Source organism: Subdoligranulum variabile (assembly GCF_025152575.1).
Lineage (GTDB): Bacteria > Bacillota > Clostridia > Oscillospirales > Ruminococcaceae > Gemmiger > Gemmiger variabilis.
In genome coordinates this window covers 198,839-215,556 of sequence record NZ_CP102293.1, presented here as the reverse complement: position 1 = coordinate 215,556, position 16,718 = coordinate 198,839, and the positions used below count along the sequence as shown (strand labels likewise).

The window sequence follows — 16,718 nt, the reverse complement described above, 5'->3', positions numbered from 1 at the left end:
CGGCGGCTCGATCATCGATATTATTATAGCAAACCATTCATCAAAAGTCCATAAAACAGCAGTAAAAAAATGTTTACTTCCCTGCAGAATTTGTTATACTGAGTACAAGAGTGATGCAAACAGCCGGGTCTTTGGCTGTTTGCCTAAAATGGTGCGGCTCTTTTTGTGCATGACGACTACCTGTCTGCCGGAAGGGTCCACGCAACAGGAAAGGCGAGTGGAACTATGGCAAATACCATTGAATTGAAGCAGCAGATTGCCCAGGGCCTGTATGATGGTGCCTTCACCAAATTGTATGGCGCGGACGAGAAGATTGTTGCAGCCCAGCGGGCGCGTTACACCCAGCTGATCGACCGCTTTGCCGCAGAGTTCGGTGCTGATCGCACGGTGCGTCTGTACTCTGCCCCCGGCCGTACCGAGATCGGCGGCAACCACACCGACCACAACAACGGTGTGGTGCTGGCCGGTTCTGTGAACCTGGACATTGTGGCGGTGGTTTCGCCCAATAATGATAACGTTGTTCGGGTGAAATCCCACGGCTTCGAGAAAATCGATGATGTGGACCTGAGTATCCGTACTCCGCAGCCGCGGGAGGCGGAGCACTCTGCATCGCTGATCCGCGGCGTGGCGGTGGGCATCCTCAACGACGGCGGCAAGGTCGGAGGTTTCGATGCGTATACCACCAGCGATGTGTTGCGCGGATCCGGTCTGTCCAGCTCCGCCGCTTTCGAGGTGTGCATCGGTGCAATCTTCCGCGGCGAGTACAATGACAACGATATGGAAAAATTCAGCCAGGTCCGCATTGCGCAGATCGGCCAGTATGCGGAGAATGTATTCTTCGGCAAACCCTGCGGTCTGATGGACCAGACTGCCTGCGCGGTGGGCGGCGTTATCACCATTGACTTCAAGGATCCGGAGCATCCGGTGGTAGGGCAGACCGAGATCGATCTGGCCAAACATGGTTTCGTGATGTGCATCAGCGACACCAAGGGCAGCCATGCGGACCTGACCGATGACTACGCCGCCATCCGTCGGGAGATGGAAAGCGTCGCGGCACAGTTCGGCAAGAAAGTTCTGCGCGAAGTGCCTGAGGAAGAATTCTACGCGGCCATCCCCAAGCTGCGCAAGGCGGTGGGTGACCGTGCGGTGGTACGTTCCATCCATTTTTACAATGACTGCCGTCGCGCCTCCGAACTGTGCGAAGCGGTGCAGAAGGATGAGTTTGACAAGTTCCTGCGCCTGATCATCGAGGGCGGTCACTCCAGCTTTGAGTTCAACCAGAATGCGTACAGCATCAAGAATCCCAAGGAGCAGGGTGTACCTCTGGCGCTGGCGCTGAGCCAGAAGGTCCTCAACGGCCGTGGGGCCTGGCGTCTGCAGGGCGGCGGTTTTGCCGGAACCATTCAGGCGTTTGTGCCCGATGATCTGGTGGATGCCTATCGTGCCACGATTGACGCCTGTTTTGGCGAGGGCAGCTGCCATGTGCTGAATATCCGCAACTATGGTGCGGTGCCGGTCACGCCGGAACTGTAACAGCTAATCCCGTATACTCCCGCCGGAGTCCTGTCCCGGACTCCGGCGGGAGTTTTTTTGCCGCTTGTCCCATCCTGGTGAGACATTTGCGTAAGAGGGAACGTCTTTCCAGATGAAAGGCCTTCCAGAAAAGAAACAAGGAGGTGAGGCGGATGCAGAGCGTGGAGGAACAGCAGATTTTGCAGATACTCTGCCGGGATCCGCAAAAAGGACTGACAGAGATTCTGGACCGGTATGGCGGGACACTGCAGGCTGTGATACGCCGTATCCTGCATGATCCCAGGGATGTAGAGGAGTGTATAGCCGATGTGCTGGTACAGTGCTGGCGGAAGGCGCAATCTCTGCAAACACAGCGGACCAGTCTCAAAGGTTGGTTGATTGTGACGGCACGCAACAAGGCTATCGATCGATACCGACAGCTTAAAAGAGAACCGACCGATCCGCTGCCGGAAGACTTCGAACGGATCGTCAAAGAATGGGAAAATCCGGACCGTTCCGAGGCGGAAGAGCTGATGGCAGAACTGGTGGAAGAAATGGAGCCGCCGGATCGGGAAATTTTTATCCGCCGTTATTATGGACTGGAGTCCGGCCGGGAAATCGGACTGGCCCTGCACATGGAGGAACATGCCGTGAATGTGCGGCTTTCCCGGGGACGGGCACGCCTGAAACAGAAGTTCCTGCAACGATTCGGAAAGGAGAAAAGGCCATGAAAACCGTGTATGATACCCTTGCATCGATGGAACTGCCTTCCTGTGCACTGAACGAATCGCAAAGGCGGCGTATATTGGATAGTGCAATGGCACAGATTGATACAGAAAACGGCGACACCGGGCGGCCGGTAAGGCACCGGTCCATGATATGGCGTGTGGCCGCCGTTGCGGCGGTGCTGTGCTGTCTGGGAACCATCGGTGTTGCAGCGGCGTCCCGTTTTTTGAAACCATCGGAGGTCGCAGGCCAGATGCAGCAGGATGAACTGGCGGCGCTGTTTGCAGGGACGGAATCTACAGAGATTCAGCAGACTCAGCAGGCCGGCGGTTATGCCGTCACGCTGCTCGGCCTGACCACGGGAGAGAACGCGACCGGATTCTGGTCGTCAGCCTGGACGGATGGGACGCCGGAGCATGACCGGCATTATGCAGTGCTGGCGGTTACCCACACGGACGGAACGCCGATGGCGGAACTTTCGGAAGAAGAAAGCGATCTGACGCTGACAAACAGTCTGGTTTCACCTGTGTTTGCATCCCCTGAATGTCCGCTTATGGATTATAATGTCTTTACGATGCAGGGCGCCAGACATGATCTGGTACAGGATGGCGTACGGTACATCCTGGTGGAAACCGATACGCTGGAACCCTTTGCGGATCAGGATCCGCAACTGGCTGTGATTCTGGACAGCACAGGAGGTATCAGCGCTTTGCTGAACGGATTTGTGCAGGATCCGGAAAGCGGTGCCATCACCCTTTCCAACAAGGGAGAGGGAACAAGGATTCTCTTTGATCTGCCTATCGATGAGAGCAAAGCGGATCCGGCCCGCGCGGAAGAATTGCGTCGCCAATGGTTCACCGCAGATTCACAGACAGCGGGGAATGCAACAGAGGATGTGCTGCAGTATCTGGCAGCCCTGACCCCGGAACAGGTCCGGGAACAGGGAGTCCTGCTGAGTCGTGAAACGGTGTCCCCGACAGACGGGCCCTATGGCAGGGGCTGGTACGATGGAAACGGTGGATTTGTGGCCCAACAGTACGATGACGGTGATTCCGTGAAAGAATACGTGGCGTCCTGTACCGGCGACGGGCAGGTCGTGCTGCTGACGCATCAGGCGGACGACACCATGACTGTGGAAATGTGGCAGATGCCCGTTTCCTGACAAAGCGACAGGAGGCAGCCGTTGTACGGCTGCCTCCTGTTTTTCAGGTGAGATGGTCTTGGTTGCGCTCCCAAAGCAACGCCAGGCCTTTGAAGAGAAGGTCGGAATCGTAAATGATTTTGCGTCGGCAGCAAGGCATGATGTAAGGAGCCAGTCCGCCGGTGGCAATCACTGTCAACGGCGCCCCCAACTGAGCCTCCACCCGTTCGGCCAGACCGTCCAGCATGGCTGCGGTGCCGAACATGGCACCATTGTTCAGTGCCTCCACGGTGTTGCGGCCGATGAGATTGCTCGGCGGTTCGGGGGCAATGGGGGGCAGCTGGGCCGTGCCGGCACTGATGGCCCGCAGACTGGTCTGAACGCCCGGCACGATGAACCCGCCCAGGAATTCCCGCTGGGCGGAAAGCACATTGTAGGTTGTGGCGGTGCCCAGATCCACCGTCATGCAGGGCAGCGGATACAGGGCGGCGGCCGCGGCCGCATCGGCGATGCGGTCACGCCCCACACGCCAGGGCTCGTCCACCCGGAAGGTCAGACCGGTATCCAGTGCGCAGCTGACAATCAGCGCCTCTTTGCCGGTCAGACGGCGGCAGGCGTCGGCCAGCGGAGCGGTCAGACTGGGCACCACACTGCATACAATAACACCTTCACACGCGGAACAATCCACCCGAAGCCGCCCCAACAGAAATTTCAGTTCGGCGGCATATTCGTCGCCCGTGCAGCGGGGACGGGTGACCATACGGGTGGTGAACAGCACCTCCCGATGGCTTTCCCCCACAAGGCCTCCGATGCAGATGTTGGAATTTCCGATGTCCACCGCCAGTACCATACCCAAAAGGCTCCATTCCTGTAAAACTGGTATCATTATAGCAGTTTACAGGAATTTTGCAAATCCAAATGGGATGGGCCGCAATTTACAAATGGGTCCGGAATTGCTATAATAAACCTATCCAAACAGGGAAAGGACCGTGAACCCTATGCAGCTCAAAGGAAAGACGATTGTTCTCGGCATCACCGGGGGAATCGCTGCGTATAAAATGCCCAATGTGGCCCACGCGCTGGTCAAGATGGGAGCCAATGTGCATGTGCTGATGACCAAGCACGCCACCGAATTTATTGCGCCGCTGGTGTTTGAAACGCTGACAAACCGCCGCTGTATTGTGGATACATTTGACCGCAATTTCCAGTACGATGTGGCCCATGTATCCCTGGCCAACGCGGCAGATCTTATGCTCATTGCGCCGGCCACGGCCAACGTCATCGCCAAGATGGCCCACGGTCTGGCCGATGACATGCTCACCACCGTGACGCTGGCCGCAACCTGTCCCAAGTTGGTGGCGCCGGCCATGAATACCCATATGCTGGAAAACCCCATCACCCAGGATAATCTGAAAACGCTGGAGCATTATGGTTTTACGGTGATTCCGTCGGGATCCGGCCTGCTGGCCTGCGGAGACGTGGGATCGGGACGGCTGCCTGAAGAGGGGGTCCTGGTGGACTATGTGCTGCGGGAACTGGCCTGTGAGAAGGATCTGCGCGGCAAGAAAATCGTGGTATCGGCCGGTGCCACCCAGGAACCGATGGATCCGGTGCGGTACCTGACCAACCATTCCACCGGCAAGATGGGCTATGCCGTGGCACGGGCCTGCATGCTGCGCGGCGCCGACGTGACGCTGCTGTCTTCCACAGGCTGTACGCTGCCGCCGGTGCCTTTTGTCAAGATGGTGCCCTATACAACCGCAGAGGATCTGTTTGATGCGGTGCGGCAGCATGCGATGGATGCCGATGCGCTGGTGATGGCGGCCGCCGTGGCAGATTATCGCCCTGCGACGGTGGCGGAAGATAAGGTCAAAAAGCAGGACGGGGAGATGACCCTGGCGTTGGAGCGCACCCAGGACATTCTGGCCTGGGTGGGTGACCATAAACCCGAAAAGCTGTTTGTCTGCGGTTTCTCCATGGAAACGCGGGATCTGATCGAAAACTCCACGGCAAAGCTGCACAAAAAGCATATGGATATGATCGTGGCGAATAATCTGAAAGTGCCCGGTGCCGGATTCGGCGTGGACACCAATGTGGTGACGCTCATTACGGAGCAGGGAAGCGAGTCGCTGCCGCTGCAAAGCAAAGATGCCGTGGCGCATCGGATTGCCGATGCGATTGCAGCCGTGCGCTGAGTTTTCGTTCTAAAAATATCCTCTTTCTGCATATTCCTGTTAGGAACAATGGCAGAAAGGGGACTTTTTTATGTGCGGAATAGCGGGGCAGATCGGGCGCAACCCGCGCGCCATTCAGGGCAACTATGCCGCCTATTGCGCCATGCAGCGCACGATGGCACGCCGGGGACCGGACCAGCGGGGCATGTACATCAGCGGACGGGCGGCATTGATCCATGCACGGCTGGCAGTGGTGGACTTGGAAAATGGCTGTCAGCCCATGCAGCTGGACTGGCAGGGAGAAAGCTATACCCTTGTGTATAACGGCGAGCTTTACAATACGCCGGAACTGCGGGCGGCCCTGGAAAACCGGGGACACCGTTTTATCGGTCATTCCGACACCGAGGTGCTGCTGCATGCTTATGCCGAATGGGGAGCGTCCTGTGTGGATCGCTTTAACGGCATTTTTGCCTTTGCGGTGTGGGAGGCCCATGGGGGCAAGCTGTTTCTGGCGAGGGACCGGTGTGGGGTCAAGCCTCTGTTTTATGCCAAGACCCGGGACAGCCTGATCTTCGGCAGCGAGATCAAGACGGTACTGGCGCACCCGGCGGTCCCGCCGCGCGTGGATGCCAATGGGCTGGCGGAAGTGCTGCTGCTGGGGCCGGGTCGTATACCGGGCAGCGGGGTGTTCCAGAATGTGCATGAACTGTTGCCGGGACAGTACGGAATCTATGAGGCAGACAGCGGCCACCTTTTGCTGCATCGTTACTGGCAGTTGGTGGACCATGAGCATCCGGATGATTTTACCGCAACGGCACACAAAGTGCGGGATCTCCTCATGGATGCCATCCAGCGGCAGCTGGTATCGGATGTGCCGGTGGCAACCTTCCTTTCGGGCGGGTTGGATTCAAGCCTGATTTCTGCTGTGGCGGATGCACAGTTTACGGCACAGGGCAAGACGCTGCACACCTTCTCGGTGGGCTATAAAGATAACAAACGCTATTTCCACGAGACCAAGTTTCAGCCCGGGCCGGATGCGCCTTTTATCCGGATGATGAACGACTTCCTCCATGCTGAACATCACTGGATCACGCTGGATACGCCGGAACTGGTCCCGGCATTGTATGCGGCGGTGGAGGCGCGGGATCTGCCGGGGATGGCGGATGTGGATGCCTCTCTGCTGGCGTTCTGCCGGTACATCAAGCCTCACGCCACAGTGGCCCTTTCCGGTGAATGTGCTGACGAAATTTTTGGCGGGTATCCGTGGTACAGGGATCCCACCATACGGGAAAAATATGGCTTCCCCTGGGCGCAGTCCACCGCCTACCGCGCCAGTTTCCTCAAACCTGGCGTGCTGGACGGGATCGATCCCGAAGGATTTGTGGATGCCCAATACCAGAAAACGCTGGCCGAGACATCGGTGCGCCCCGGGCTCTCGCCGCTGGAACAGCGGATGCGGCAGATGATGAGCCTGAACTTCCACTGGTTCATGCAGACGCTTCTGGACCGCAAGGACCGCATGAGTATGTACAGCGGCCTGGAGGTGCGCGTGCCGTTCTGTGATTACCGCATTGCGGAATACCTCTACTCGGTACCGTGGGAATTCAAGGATTATCAGGGAAAGGAAAAAGGATTGCTGCGGGAAGCGATGACCGGTGTTTTGCCGCCGGAGGTGCTCTGGCGCAAAAAGAGTCCCTATCCCAAGACCTGGAATCCCGGGTATCTGGCGGCGGTGTCCGCCGAGCTTACAAAAGTATTGGAAGATCCGGCGGCGCCGCTGCTACGGATCATACGGGCCGAAGCGCTGGAAAAACTGCTGGCCTCCGGTGCCGACAATCCGGTGCCGTGGTACGGACAGCTCATGACGACTCCGCAGACCATCGCATGGTTTCTGCAGCTCAACTACTGGTTACAGACCTACCAGGTGGAACTGGTATAAACAAAGCCCGGAGCAACTTGCTCCGGGCTTTGCTGCACTGCAAAATCAGCCATTCTTGCGCACCACACGGCAGGGATTGCCGAACGCGATACTGTCGGAGGGAATGTCATGGGTGACGACACTGCCGGCACCGATGACTACGTTGTCGCCGATATGTACCCCCGGCAGCAGAATGGCGCCGCCACCGATCCAGACGCTGTTGCCGATGATGACCGGCGCGGTCCGGGTCTTGCAAAAGGAAAAAGAGCCGTCCTCCCTCAACGGGCCGAACCGGTCGACCGCGTTGGTGGGATGGAATGCCGTATAAATCTGCACATTGGGGGCAATCAAGGCATTGTCGCCGATCACGATGCGGTTATCATCCAGAAAGGTGCAGTTCATATTGACTTCGCAGTTGTTCCCAAAATAAATATTGTTTCCGTAGTCCACATAAAAAGGGGCTGTGACCCACAGATTGGCGCCCCGTCCACCCAGCAACTCGGTCAGGATGCGGTCCTTTTCTGCGGCATCGGCGGAGTCCAGCTGGTTGTAGTCCCGGATGAGGTCCTTGGCCCGGTGCCATTGTGCCAGCAATTCCGGATCTCCGCAGTCATACAGCTGTCCGGCAAGCATCTTTTCACGTTCTGTCATGATACGACCTCCCGCTGCGGCAAAATGTACCGCTATTTTCAGTGATTTTACTATATCATATCTGCCGGGGACACACAATCGGTTCCGCTCTGTAAACGGACTGACTTACAATTTTCACAATTTGGCGTTATAATCAACCCTGCATGTACGGCTGCGGTGTCGGTGTACATGGATTCCTACAAAAGGGGGAGAACACACTTTGATCGAAGTGACTCATCTGACAAAGCGTTACGGAAAACATACCGCCGTGGATGACATCAGCTTTACTGTGGAGGATGGCTGCATCTACGGTTTGCTGGGCCCGAATGGTGCGGGTAAATCCACCACGATGAATATTCTTACAGGGTATCTGTCTGCCACGGACGGTACGGTGAAGATCGACGGGCACGATATTGTGGAGGAACCGGCTGCCGCCAAGGCCTGTATCGGGTATCTCCCGGAACAGCCGCCGCTGTACCAGGATATGACGGTGACGGAGTATCTTTTGTTTGTGGCGGAACTCAAGGGGGTGCGCAAGAAAGCTGAGCGCCGGACCGCGGTGGAAAAGGTATGTGCCCGCGCCGGCCTGCAGGGAATGGAGCCCCGTCTGATCCGCAATCTTTCCAAAGGGTATCGCCAGCGTGTGGGAATCGCCGCGGCGCTGCTGGGCTCCCCCAAGGTCATCATCCTGGATGAGCCAACAGTGGGGCTGGATCCTGCCCAGATGATCGAGATCCGTTCGTTGATCCATGATCTCGGCAAGACCCACACCGTGATCCTGTCCAGCCACATTCTCAGCGAAGTGCAGACAGTCTGCGACCGGGTACTGATCATCGCCAAGGGCAAACTGATTGCCCAGGGGACCCCGGAGGAACTGGCCGGCAAACTGGCGGCCAAGGGGACCATTTCGGCTACGGCCCAGGGCGGCCGGGAGGCGGTGCTGGCAGCGGCGGCCAAGGTGCCCGGACTCAGCGATCTGCGGGTCACGGCGGAAAAAGGCGGCGAGGTCAGCTTTACCGCTGTCAGCGAGGCGGGAACCGATCTGCGGGGGGCGCTGTCGCTGGCACTGGCCAAGGCAAACTGTCCGGTGCTGACCCTGAGCGCCGAAAGCATGAGCCTGGAAGATGTGTTCCTGCAGCTGACGGAGCATCCCGAAGAAAAGGAGGAGGCATAATATGGCGGCAATTTTCAAGCGAGAGACCCGTGCCTATTTTACCGGCATGATCGGCTATGTAACGGCTGCAGTCAGTCTGTTTTTCCTGGGCCTCTATTTTACCAACCGCAATCTGATGTATGCGTCCTCGGATTTTGCGTCGGTGCTGTATACCACTACGATGATCCTGCTTTTCCTGCTACCGGCCATCAGTATGCGCAGCTTTGCCGAGGAACGGCGCAACAAGACGGATCAGCTGCTGCTGACAAGCCCTGTCAGTATCCCGGCCATCGTACTGGGCAAATTCCTGGCGGAGTTTGCGGTGTTTGCTGCGCCCATGGTGGTGGCAGTCTTCATGCCGCTGATCCTTTTGGCCTTCGGCAATGTGTCGCTGGCTTCCGCCTACAGCGCCTTGCTGGCATATCTGCTGCTGGGGGCGGCCTGCCTGTCTATCGGCACCTGGATCTCGGCCTTGACCGAAAATCAGATCATCGCCTACCTGGCCACCTTCGGCGTGCTGATTGTAGCCTATCTGATGAACGGCATCCAGACTATGTTCACCAGCGGCAACCTGCTGGCACTCATCGTTTTCCTGGTGGTGCTGCTGATTGCCTCGGTGCTGGTAGGTGTCGTCTGCAAGAGCCTCACCACCAGCTGTGCGGTGTTCTGTGTCGGCGGTGTGGCTCTGGCGGTACTGTTTGTGGCACGCCCCACCTGGCTGCTGGCTGCCTTTGACAGTGTCCTTTCGGCAATGGCCTTATTTGAACCTTTCAACGGTGTGGTGGGAGGTATGTTCAGCGTCTCGGCCATTATCTACTATCTCTCGGTCATCGCGCTGTTCCTGTTCCTCACGGGGCAGGCCCTTGAGCGCCGCCGCTGGAATTGAGGAGGTGCCGCAGATGAATCTGAAAATTAACTGGAAAAACCTGCATGGCAGCAAAAAAACATTCCGCAACGGTGTGTATGCCTCGGTGCTGGCGGCGGTGCTGCTGGTGGCTCTGATCCTGCTCAACCTGGTGGTGCGGGCACTGCCCAGCAAATATACCGAGTATGATATTTCCACCAGCGCACTGTTCACCCTCAGTGAGACAAGTACCAACCTGCTCCATGAACTCCAAACCGATGTGAAAGCCTACTATCTGGCCGTATCGGGGCAGGAGGACAGCAACATTACCCGGCTGCTGGATCGATATGCCGACGAAAGCAGCCATTTCAGCTGGGAACAGCGGGATCCGGTGCTGTACCCGACTTTTGCGAAAAAGTATGACGGGGCTTCCACCGGCTGCGTGGTTCTGACCACAGCGGACAACTATGATGTGGTCAGCTATAATGACATGTATCCCATGGACCTGGATGCTTACTACAATTCAGGCACCTATCAGTACAGTTTCGATGCAGAGAACTGCCTGACAGCCGGCATTGCCAGGGTCATCCGCACCACAAGTTACCGGATGTATGAACTGACCGGTCACGGAGAAACGTCTTTGGAGAGTGATTTTACCGAAACGCTGGACAATGCCGGTGTGGCGGTGGAAGAACTCAATCTGACTACGGCGGGTTCCATCCCGGCAGATGCTGACGAACTGATCATCAATGCCCCGCTGGCGGATGTGACGGAAGACGAGGCCGTCATGCTGTCAGCCTACGTGGAGGGCGGCGGTAAACTGCTGGTGGTCACCGATTTTACCATCAGTACGTCCCACCTGGACACTGTGCTGGCGGCCTGCGGAATGACCCGTCAGGAAGGACTTCTGGTGGAGACCGATGCGGACAACTATCCCTACGGATACCCTCAGACTTACCTGATGCCCAGCATCAGCAGCTGTGAGATGCTGGCCGGCATGACCAGCGGTATGCGGGTGTATATGCCCATCGCACAGGGAATTGTGCAGAGCGACGACAGTGAGTATGTGCTGACCACGCTGCTTTCCACCAGCGATCAGGCCTATTCTCTGCTGGACTATACCAATGCCGAAACGGTAGAAAAATCCGAGGAAGACCCGGAGGGCAGCTTTGCGGTGGCGGTCGCTGCCGAGAACACCTCCACGGGGGCGCGGGTGGTCTGGATCAACTGTCCCAATGCGTTGCTGTCCGCCACCAACCAGAGTGTTTCCGGCGGCAATGCACAGATGCTGGGGAGTCTTGCGAACTGGTTCAACGTCGAACAGACGACGGCAGTGATCAGCAGCAAGAGCTTGAGCGCGGAGAGCCTCACGGTGCCCAACGGGGCTATGATCGGCCTGGGACTGTTGTTCATCTTTGTGCTGCCGATCGTCTGTCTGATTGCAGGCGTTGTGATCTGTTTGATCCGTCGCCGCCGATAAAAAGGAGAGCCATCTGTGAATCGCAAAAAAATCATGCCGCTGCTGTTGTTGGCGGCGGGGGTACTGGTGCTGGCTGTGTTGCTGGCGGTGCTGGAATTTTCGCAGTCCGGGGACCAGCAGGAGGGGATTGCACTGTGCAATTTCTCCGCCGATGTTATAGACCAGGTATCTTACAGCGGTGAAAATGTGGAGGCAACGTTGCTCAAGGGCAGCAGCGGAGACTGGATGCTGGATTCCGACCCCACGCTGCCGCTGGATCAGGAAGTCACGGGTTCCCTCATTGAAAAGTTTGCCGGGCTGACGGCAACACGGCAGCTTCAGCCGGAGGAACTGGCGGAGATACCGGAGCGCAGCGATACGCCGCTGATGGTGTTTGGCATCAGCAGCGGGGAATCAACCCGCACGCTGACGGTAGACCGGGCCAATGATGTGGCGGACATCTACTATGTGTATGACGAGAACGGGACAGCCTATACGGTGCCGCAGAGTGACCTGGCGGGACTTTGCAAAGATCCGCGGGATCTGTATAAGTCGCAGACGCTTACCGATAAGACCATCGATGACGTGACCTCCATGCAGGTGGCCGACCTCCGATTCATCCAGACAGAGGGAACCTGGACGCTGGCCGATGATCCGGACTATGCTCTGGACCAGGATGCCGTCAAAAAGATGGCCAACACGGTGTGCGGTGTTAAAACGGACTGGACGATCACCTCACCTCAGGAGGATAGTGTCTATGGTCTGGATGCACCGGACGTGACGGCAACGGTGACCTTTACGGATGGCACCAGCCTGACAGTTCGCCTGGGCAGCCTGAAAGAAGGAGATGACACGGTATGTTATCTGGCATCCAGCGATGCGCCGACGGTGGTCTATGAGGTCAGCGCCGACTACAAGGCCGCGTTCGCCGTGACCAAGGAGAGTCTCTACGATGCGCAGGCAACCGCCGAATCGGCGGAAGAGGAAGATACCATTGTGGCAGAACACCCGGTGGGCGGCAAAGACGACTACGCCGACGTGGCAGAAGAATAGAACCAACGCCTTCGCGCCTGAAATGGCGCGAAGGCGTTGTCTGTTTGGGGATGCTTGCCCTGCCGTACCGCCCATGCTATAATACAAACCAAAGGGGGCGTTGTGATGCGCAAAGAAGGGTTGCGGTGCGGCGCCGCACTGCTTGCGCTTTTGGGACTGCTGTGTGCCTGTGCGGCGGAACCAGCGCAGTCTTCCGCGGCATCTACGTCCCAACAGACGGTCGCTGAAGTGCCGACGGTACCTTCCACGGTGGAAGAGCTGCTTCAGCAGATGACGCTGCGACAGAAAGTGGGGCAATTGTTCATGGTGTGTCCCGACGCCCTGGATCTCAGCCTGACGCAGGAAGAAATCGATGATGACAAAGCGGATGGCGTACAGTCCATGACCGAAGAAATGTGCCATGCGCTGGAAGCATATCCGGTGGGGGGAATCTGTCAGTTCGGCAAAAATATCGAGGCTCCACAGCAGATCCTTGCGTTCAATGAGGCTTTGCAGGCGGCCAGTGCCATCCCGTTGCTGATTTCCGTGGATGAGGAAGGCGGCAGTGTGGCACGCCTTGCCAACAATCCGGCCTTTGCGCTGCCGCAGTATGAAAGTGCTTTCGCCGTAGGTGCTTCCGGAAATGCCGCTGCGGCGCTGCAGATGGGGCAAACCATCGGAGGGTATCTCAAAAGGTACGGCTTCAACATGGATTTTGCGCCGGTGGCGGATGTCTGGACCAATCCGGAGAATGCCGTCATCGGAAAGCGTGCTTTTTCCCGGGATGCCGGAACGGCTGCACAGATGGCCCGGGCCATGGCACAGGGGCTGCAGTCGGAAGGCATCCTGCCTACCTTCAAACATTTCCCGGGACATGGTGATACGGCCGAGGACAGCCACAGCGGGCTGGCGCATACGGAGAAGGCCAAAGTGGAGATGTTGTCATGCGAATTTCTTCCCTTTGTGCAGGGGAAAGACGAGAGCCAAACAGGCCCTCGTGCGGTGATGGTGGGGCATATTGCTGCCCCGGCGCTGGGAACGGGGGAGGCTCCGGCATCGCTTTCTCATTCGGTGGTGACGGAACTTCTCCGGGAAGAATTGCTGGCAGGGGAAGATGTGCTGGTGATCACTGACTCGCTGGCGATGGGAGCGGTTACAGAGCAGTACAGCCCCGGAGAAGCGGCAATCGAGGCTTTTCTTGCGGGCAATGATCTGTTGCTTATGCCGGCGGGGCTGGAAGAAGCCTTTGACGCCGTTCTCGGTGCTGTACAGGAGGGGCGCATCCCGGAAGAGTGCCTGGACGAGAGCGTGGCCAGAATTCTGCGCTTCAAAGAACAATACGCGGGGCTGATGGTGGCCGCCGACGACAGGTAGGAGAAGATATGGAACAAGCAGTATGGGCCGTGGATGGCTCTTTCTTCGGTCAGCGTATTTCGGGCATTCAGCGCTATTCTATCGAGCTGCTTTCGGCGCTGGACGCCGTGGCGCCGGCCGGTATGGTCGAGGTCGTTACGCCGCCCGGAGTGCGGGCGCCCGTCTATGAAAACATCAAAACGGTTACTTTCGGCACCCGCCAAGGAATGGCATGGCAGCAGAGGGATTATCCGGCGTATCTCAAACAGCGCGGGGCAAAAGGGCTGGCTACCTGCAATGTGATTCCGGTGTTCGGATTCCGGGGAATCGCTGTGGTGCACGATGTCTGCTACCGGGCACGACCGGATTTTTACACAGATCTGCGCGGGCGGCTGAGTGCTGCCTGGCATCGCTTTCAGTATCGCCGCATCGCCCGGGTAGCCCAGCATATCATTACGGTTTCGGAATTTTCCAAAAGTGAAATCACCCGCTACTATGGGGTGAACCCGGAGCGGATTTCCGTTGTTTACAATGCCTGGCAGCAGATGCAGCGCATTGCCCCGGAGGATGGTATCTTTGCCAAACATCCGAAGCTGCGCCGCGGCGAATACTATTTCAGCATGGCCAATCTGCTCAAGAACAAGAATTTTCCCTGGGTGCTGCGGGCGGCCCGCAATAAACCGGATGCTGTTTTTGCCATCGCAGGGGGCGGCAGCCTGGAAACGGAAGCAAAGCGGCTGGGGTTGGCTGATCTGCCGAATGTGGTCTACCTGGGCTATGTGTCGGATGGGGAAGCCAAGGCGCTGATGCACCACTGCAAGGCGTTTCTTTTTCCGACGTTGTACGAGGGATTCGGCATTCCGCCTTTGGAAGCGGTGGCCTGCGGTGCGCCGCGCATTTACGTCAGCGACACGCCCTGCATGCGGGAAATATACGGAGATTGTGCCGGTTACATCGACCTGAAAACCAACCGCGGTTATGTGGATGACGTCACGCCGCCCAAGCAGGATGCAGCCGTGCTGCTGGCCCGCTACAGCTGGCGCAAGAGTGCCCAAGACCTGCTGGAAATTCTCCGAAAAGAATCCTGAAAACACCCCCGCAAGCCTATCGACTTGCGGGGGTGTTCGCTATCGGATATTGAATTTGCGGTCGAGGCTGCGATACTGCAATGCCTCCGAAAGATGTGCGGTATCCAACATCTCGCTGCCGTCCAGATCAGCGGCTGTGCGGGCTACCCGCAAGATCCGGTCATAGGCACGGGCACTGTATCCCAGCCGTTCAAATGCGCCGCGCAGAATCTTTTCGGCGGCGGAGGTCATACGGCAGTACCGGCGCAGTGCACTGCCGGGCAGCTGAGCATTGCAGCGCACACCGGGCAAATGCCGGTAGCGTTCCTGTTGTAAGGCGCGGGCGGCAATCACCCGGCCACGCACAGCGGCGCTGGACTCACCGCCCTGCTCGGCGGCCAGTTCCTCATATTCTACCGGGAGTGCTTCCACATGGAGGTCGATGCGGTCAAGCAGCGGTCCGGAAATGCGGCGGCGATACTGCTCGATGGCACTGGGGGTACAGGTGCACTCCCGGGTCGGGTGGCCCAGATAACCGCATTTGCAGGGATTCATGGCAGCTACCAGCATGAATTTGCAGGGATAGGAGGCGGTGCCGTGAACACGGCTGACAGTAACCTGGCCGTCCTCCAAAGGTTGACGCAGGACCTCCAGTGTGTCGCGGGAAAATTCCGGCAGTTCATCCAGGAACAGCACCCCGTTGTGGGCAAGGCTTACTTCGCCGGGGCGGGGAACGGTGCCGCCTCCCACAATGGCGGTGGCGCTGACACTGTGATGCGGACTGCGGAATGGCCGCTCTTTGATCAGACCGTCTCTGCCTCGCAGCAGACCTGCCACCGAGTAGATGGCGCTGGTTTCCAGGGCTTCCTCGTAGGTGAGCGGCGGGAGGATGCCGGGCAGACGTTTGGCCAGCATGCTTTTGCCGGTGCCGGGCGGCCCCACCAACAGCAGATTGTGGCCGCCGGCGGCAGCAATCTCTAATGCGCGGCGCGCTTCACTCTGGCCACGCACATCGGCCATGTCCGGCCCCAGCCAGACGCCGTTTTCATCGTATCCGTCGGGTTTGGCAGCGGCAAGAAGCTCGGTGCCGCACAGATGCAATACGACTTCCTGTGCATTGCGGGCAGGGTAGACGGTGAGCCCCTCCGCGACGGCGGCCTCAGCGGCATTCTCGGCGGGCAGGTACAGCTCTTTGATCCCCTGCTGAACAGCTGCCAGAGCCATGGGAAGTACGCCGGTGACGGGACGCAGCGTTCCATCCAGGCCTAACTCTCCCAGAAAGGCGCGCTCGGGGCCGGGGGCAGGCAGCTTGCCTTGCGCGGCCAGAATGCCAATAAAAACCGGAAGATCGTACACGGGGCCTGTTTTCCGTACATCTGCAGGAGCCAGATTGATGGTGATGCGGCTGGGCGGCCATGGATAGTGCAGATTCTTGACGGCACTGCGCACACGCTCGCTGCTTTCCTTGACAGCGGAATCCGGCAGATCCACAAGATTGAACTGCGGCAGGCCACCGGACAGATCCGCCTCTACCTGAACCAGGTATCCGGCCAACCCTGTGACGCCAAGACTTGTCACCTTTGCATACATACACGGCCCTCCCACTTCGACATTCTACGACCAGTATAACCCTATTTGGGCGGTTTCACAAGCAGGCGGGCGGGGAGACAGGCTATTTTGACTAAAAATTCATTGACAGCACTGGCAGG

Annotated in this window: 14 protein-coding genes; 11 read left to right on the top strand and 3 right to left on the bottom strand. The window is 58.0% G+C overall.

All coding sequences use genetic code 11. From position 1 onward, the window contains the following. The first annotated feature begins 225 nt into the window (after window positions 1-225). The 3 genes from NQ490_RS01010 to NQ490_RS01000 all read left to right on the top strand — a co-directional run bounded on the left by NQ490_RS01010 (window position 226) and on the right by NQ490_RS01000 (window position 3,400). Complete coding sequence (locus tag NQ490_RS01010; protein WP_007046934.1) at window positions 226-1,533, top strand: galactokinase; 1,308 nt, start codon at window positions 226-228, stop codon at window positions 1,531-1,533. 152 nt (window positions 1,534-1,685) lie between these two features. Next, window positions 1,686-2,243 carry a sigma-70 family RNA polymerase sigma factor gene (locus NQ490_RS01005; RefSeq protein ID WP_007046933.1) on the top strand — a complete coding sequence of 186 codons (558 nt, stop codon included), beginning with the start codon at window positions 1,686-1,688 and terminating at the stop codon, window positions 2,241-2,243. Beyond that, window positions 2,240-3,400, top strand: a complete 1,161-nt coding sequence (locus NQ490_RS01000) for a hypothetical protein (RefSeq protein ID WP_007046932.1) — start codon at window positions 2,240-2,242, stop codon at window positions 3,398-3,400. The genes NQ490_RS01005 and NQ490_RS01000 overlap by 4 nt, the downstream gene beginning before the upstream one ends. A 43-nt stretch (window positions 3,401-3,443) precedes the next feature. On the opposite strand, the gene NQ490_RS00995 is transcribed toward NQ490_RS01000, so the two are convergent. Further along, window positions 3,444-4,229, bottom strand: a complete 786-nt coding sequence (locus NQ490_RS00995) for a type III pantothenate kinase (RefSeq protein ID WP_040917687.1) — start codon at window positions 4,227-4,229, stop codon at window positions 3,444-3,446. Between the two features lie 148 nt (window positions 4,230-4,377). Here NQ490_RS00995 and coaBC point away from each other — a divergent pair, with 148 nt between their 5' ends. Beyond that, entirely contained in the window at window positions 4,378-5,574 is a 1,197-nt protein-coding gene (gene coaBC, locus NQ490_RS00990; protein WP_007046930.1) for a bifunctional phosphopantothenoylcysteine decarboxylase/phosphopantothenate--cysteine ligase CoaBC, read from the top strand. Between the two features lie 70 nt (window positions 5,575-5,644). Continuing rightward, entirely contained in the window at window positions 5,645-7,492 is a 1,848-nt protein-coding gene (gene asnB / locus NQ490_RS00985; RefSeq protein ID WP_007046929.1) for an asparagine synthase (glutamine-hydrolyzing), read from the top strand. Between the two features lie 45 nt (window positions 7,493-7,537). Here asnB and NQ490_RS00980 read toward each other — a convergent pair whose 3' ends face one another. Then, a complete protein-coding gene (locus NQ490_RS00980) occupies window positions 7,538-8,122 on the bottom strand; it encodes a sugar O-acetyltransferase (protein WP_007046928.1) in 585 nt (194 codons plus the stop codon). Between the two features lie 199 nt (window positions 8,123-8,321). On the opposite strand from NQ490_RS00980, the gene NQ490_RS00975 reads away from it, so the two are divergent. The 6 genes from NQ490_RS00975 to NQ490_RS00950 all read left to right on the top strand — a co-directional run bounded on the left by NQ490_RS00975 (window position 8,322) and on the right by NQ490_RS00950 (window position 15,030). Then, entirely contained in the window at window positions 8,322-9,275 is a 954-nt protein-coding gene (locus NQ490_RS00975) for an ABC transporter ATP-binding protein (protein ID WP_007046927.1), read from the top strand. 1 nt (window position 9,276) lies between these two features. Next, window positions 9,277-10,140 (top strand): ABC transporter permease, encoded by an 864-nt coding sequence (locus NQ490_RS00970; RefSeq protein WP_007046926.1) that lies wholly within the window; start codon window positions 9,277-9,279, stop codon window positions 10,138-10,140. Window positions 10,141-10,153: 13 nt separating this feature from the next. Beyond that, window positions 10,154-11,578: a Gldg family protein gene (locus NQ490_RS00965; RefSeq protein WP_050764693.1), complete on the top strand. Its 1,425-nt coding sequence runs from the start codon at window positions 10,154-10,156 to the stop codon at window positions 11,576-11,578. Window positions 11,579-11,593: 15 nt separating this feature from the next. Then, complete coding sequence (locus NQ490_RS00960) at window positions 11,594-12,610, top strand: DUF4340 domain-containing protein (RefSeq protein ID WP_040917686.1); 1,017 nt, start codon at window positions 11,594-11,596, stop codon at window positions 12,608-12,610. A gap of 105 nt (window positions 12,611-12,715) precedes the next feature. Beyond that, window positions 12,716-13,963, top strand: a complete 1,248-nt coding sequence (locus NQ490_RS00955) for a glycoside hydrolase family 3 protein (protein ID WP_007046923.1) — start codon at window positions 12,716-12,718, stop codon at window positions 13,961-13,963. A gap of 8 nt (window positions 13,964-13,971) precedes the next feature. Next, window positions 13,972-15,030, top strand: coding sequence for a glycosyltransferase family 4 protein (locus tag NQ490_RS00950; protein ID WP_007046922.1), 1,059 nt, complete (start codon window positions 13,972-13,974; stop codon window positions 15,028-15,030). 39 nt (window positions 15,031-15,069) lie between these two features. On the opposite strand, the gene NQ490_RS00945 is transcribed toward NQ490_RS00950, so the two are convergent. Continuing rightward, window positions 15,070-16,599 (bottom strand): YifB family Mg chelatase-like AAA ATPase, encoded by a 1,530-nt coding sequence (locus NQ490_RS00945; RefSeq protein ID WP_007046921.1) that lies wholly within the window; start codon window positions 16,597-16,599, stop codon window positions 15,070-15,072. Window positions 16,600-16,718 lie beyond the last annotated feature (119 nt).

Excerpts from the sequence above, each read along its gene's own strand:
- NQ490_RS00980 (WP_007046928.1), bottom strand. The coding sequence starts at position 8,122 with ATGACAGAACGTGAAAAGATGCTTGCCGGACAGCTGTATGACTGCGGA.
- NQ490_RS00970 (WP_007046926.1), top strand. The coding sequence starts at position 9,277 with ATGGCGGCAATTTTCAAGCGAGAGACCCGTGCCTATTTTACCGGCATG.
- asnB (WP_007046929.1), top strand. The coding sequence starts at position 5,645 with ATGTGCGGAATAGCGGGGCAGATCGGGCGCAACCCGCGCGCCATTCAG.
- NQ490_RS01000 (WP_007046932.1), top strand. The coding sequence starts at position 2,240 with ATGAAAACCGTGTATGATACCCTTGCATCGATGGAACTGCCTTCCTGT.
- coaBC (WP_007046930.1), top strand. The coding sequence starts at position 4,378 with ATGCAGCTCAAAGGAAAGACGATTGTTCTCGGCATCACCGGGGGAATC.
- NQ490_RS01005 (WP_007046933.1), top strand. The coding sequence starts at position 1,686 with ATGCAGAGCGTGGAGGAACAGCAGATTTTGCAGATACTCTGCCGGGAT.
- NQ490_RS00955 (WP_007046923.1), top strand. The coding sequence starts at position 12,716 with ATGCGCAAAGAAGGGTTGCGGTGCGGCGCCGCACTGCTTGCGCTTTTG.
- NQ490_RS01010 (WP_007046934.1), top strand. The coding sequence starts at position 226 with ATGGCAAATACCATTGAATTGAAGCAGCAGATTGCCCAGGGCCTGTAT.
- NQ490_RS00965 (WP_050764693.1), top strand. The coding sequence starts at position 10,154 with ATGAATCTGAAAATTAACTGGAAAAACCTGCATGGCAGCAAAAAAACA.
- NQ490_RS00995 (WP_040917687.1), bottom strand. The coding sequence starts at position 4,229 with ATGGTACTGGCGGTGGACATCGGAAATTCCAACATCTGCATCGGAGGC.
- NQ490_RS00945 (WP_007046921.1), bottom strand. The coding sequence starts at position 16,599 with ATGTATGCAAAGGTGACAAGTCTTGGCGTCACAGGGTTGGCCGGATAC.
- NQ490_RS00950 (WP_007046922.1), top strand. The coding sequence starts at position 13,972 with ATGGAACAAGCAGTATGGGCCGTGGATGGCTCTTTCTTCGGTCAGCGT.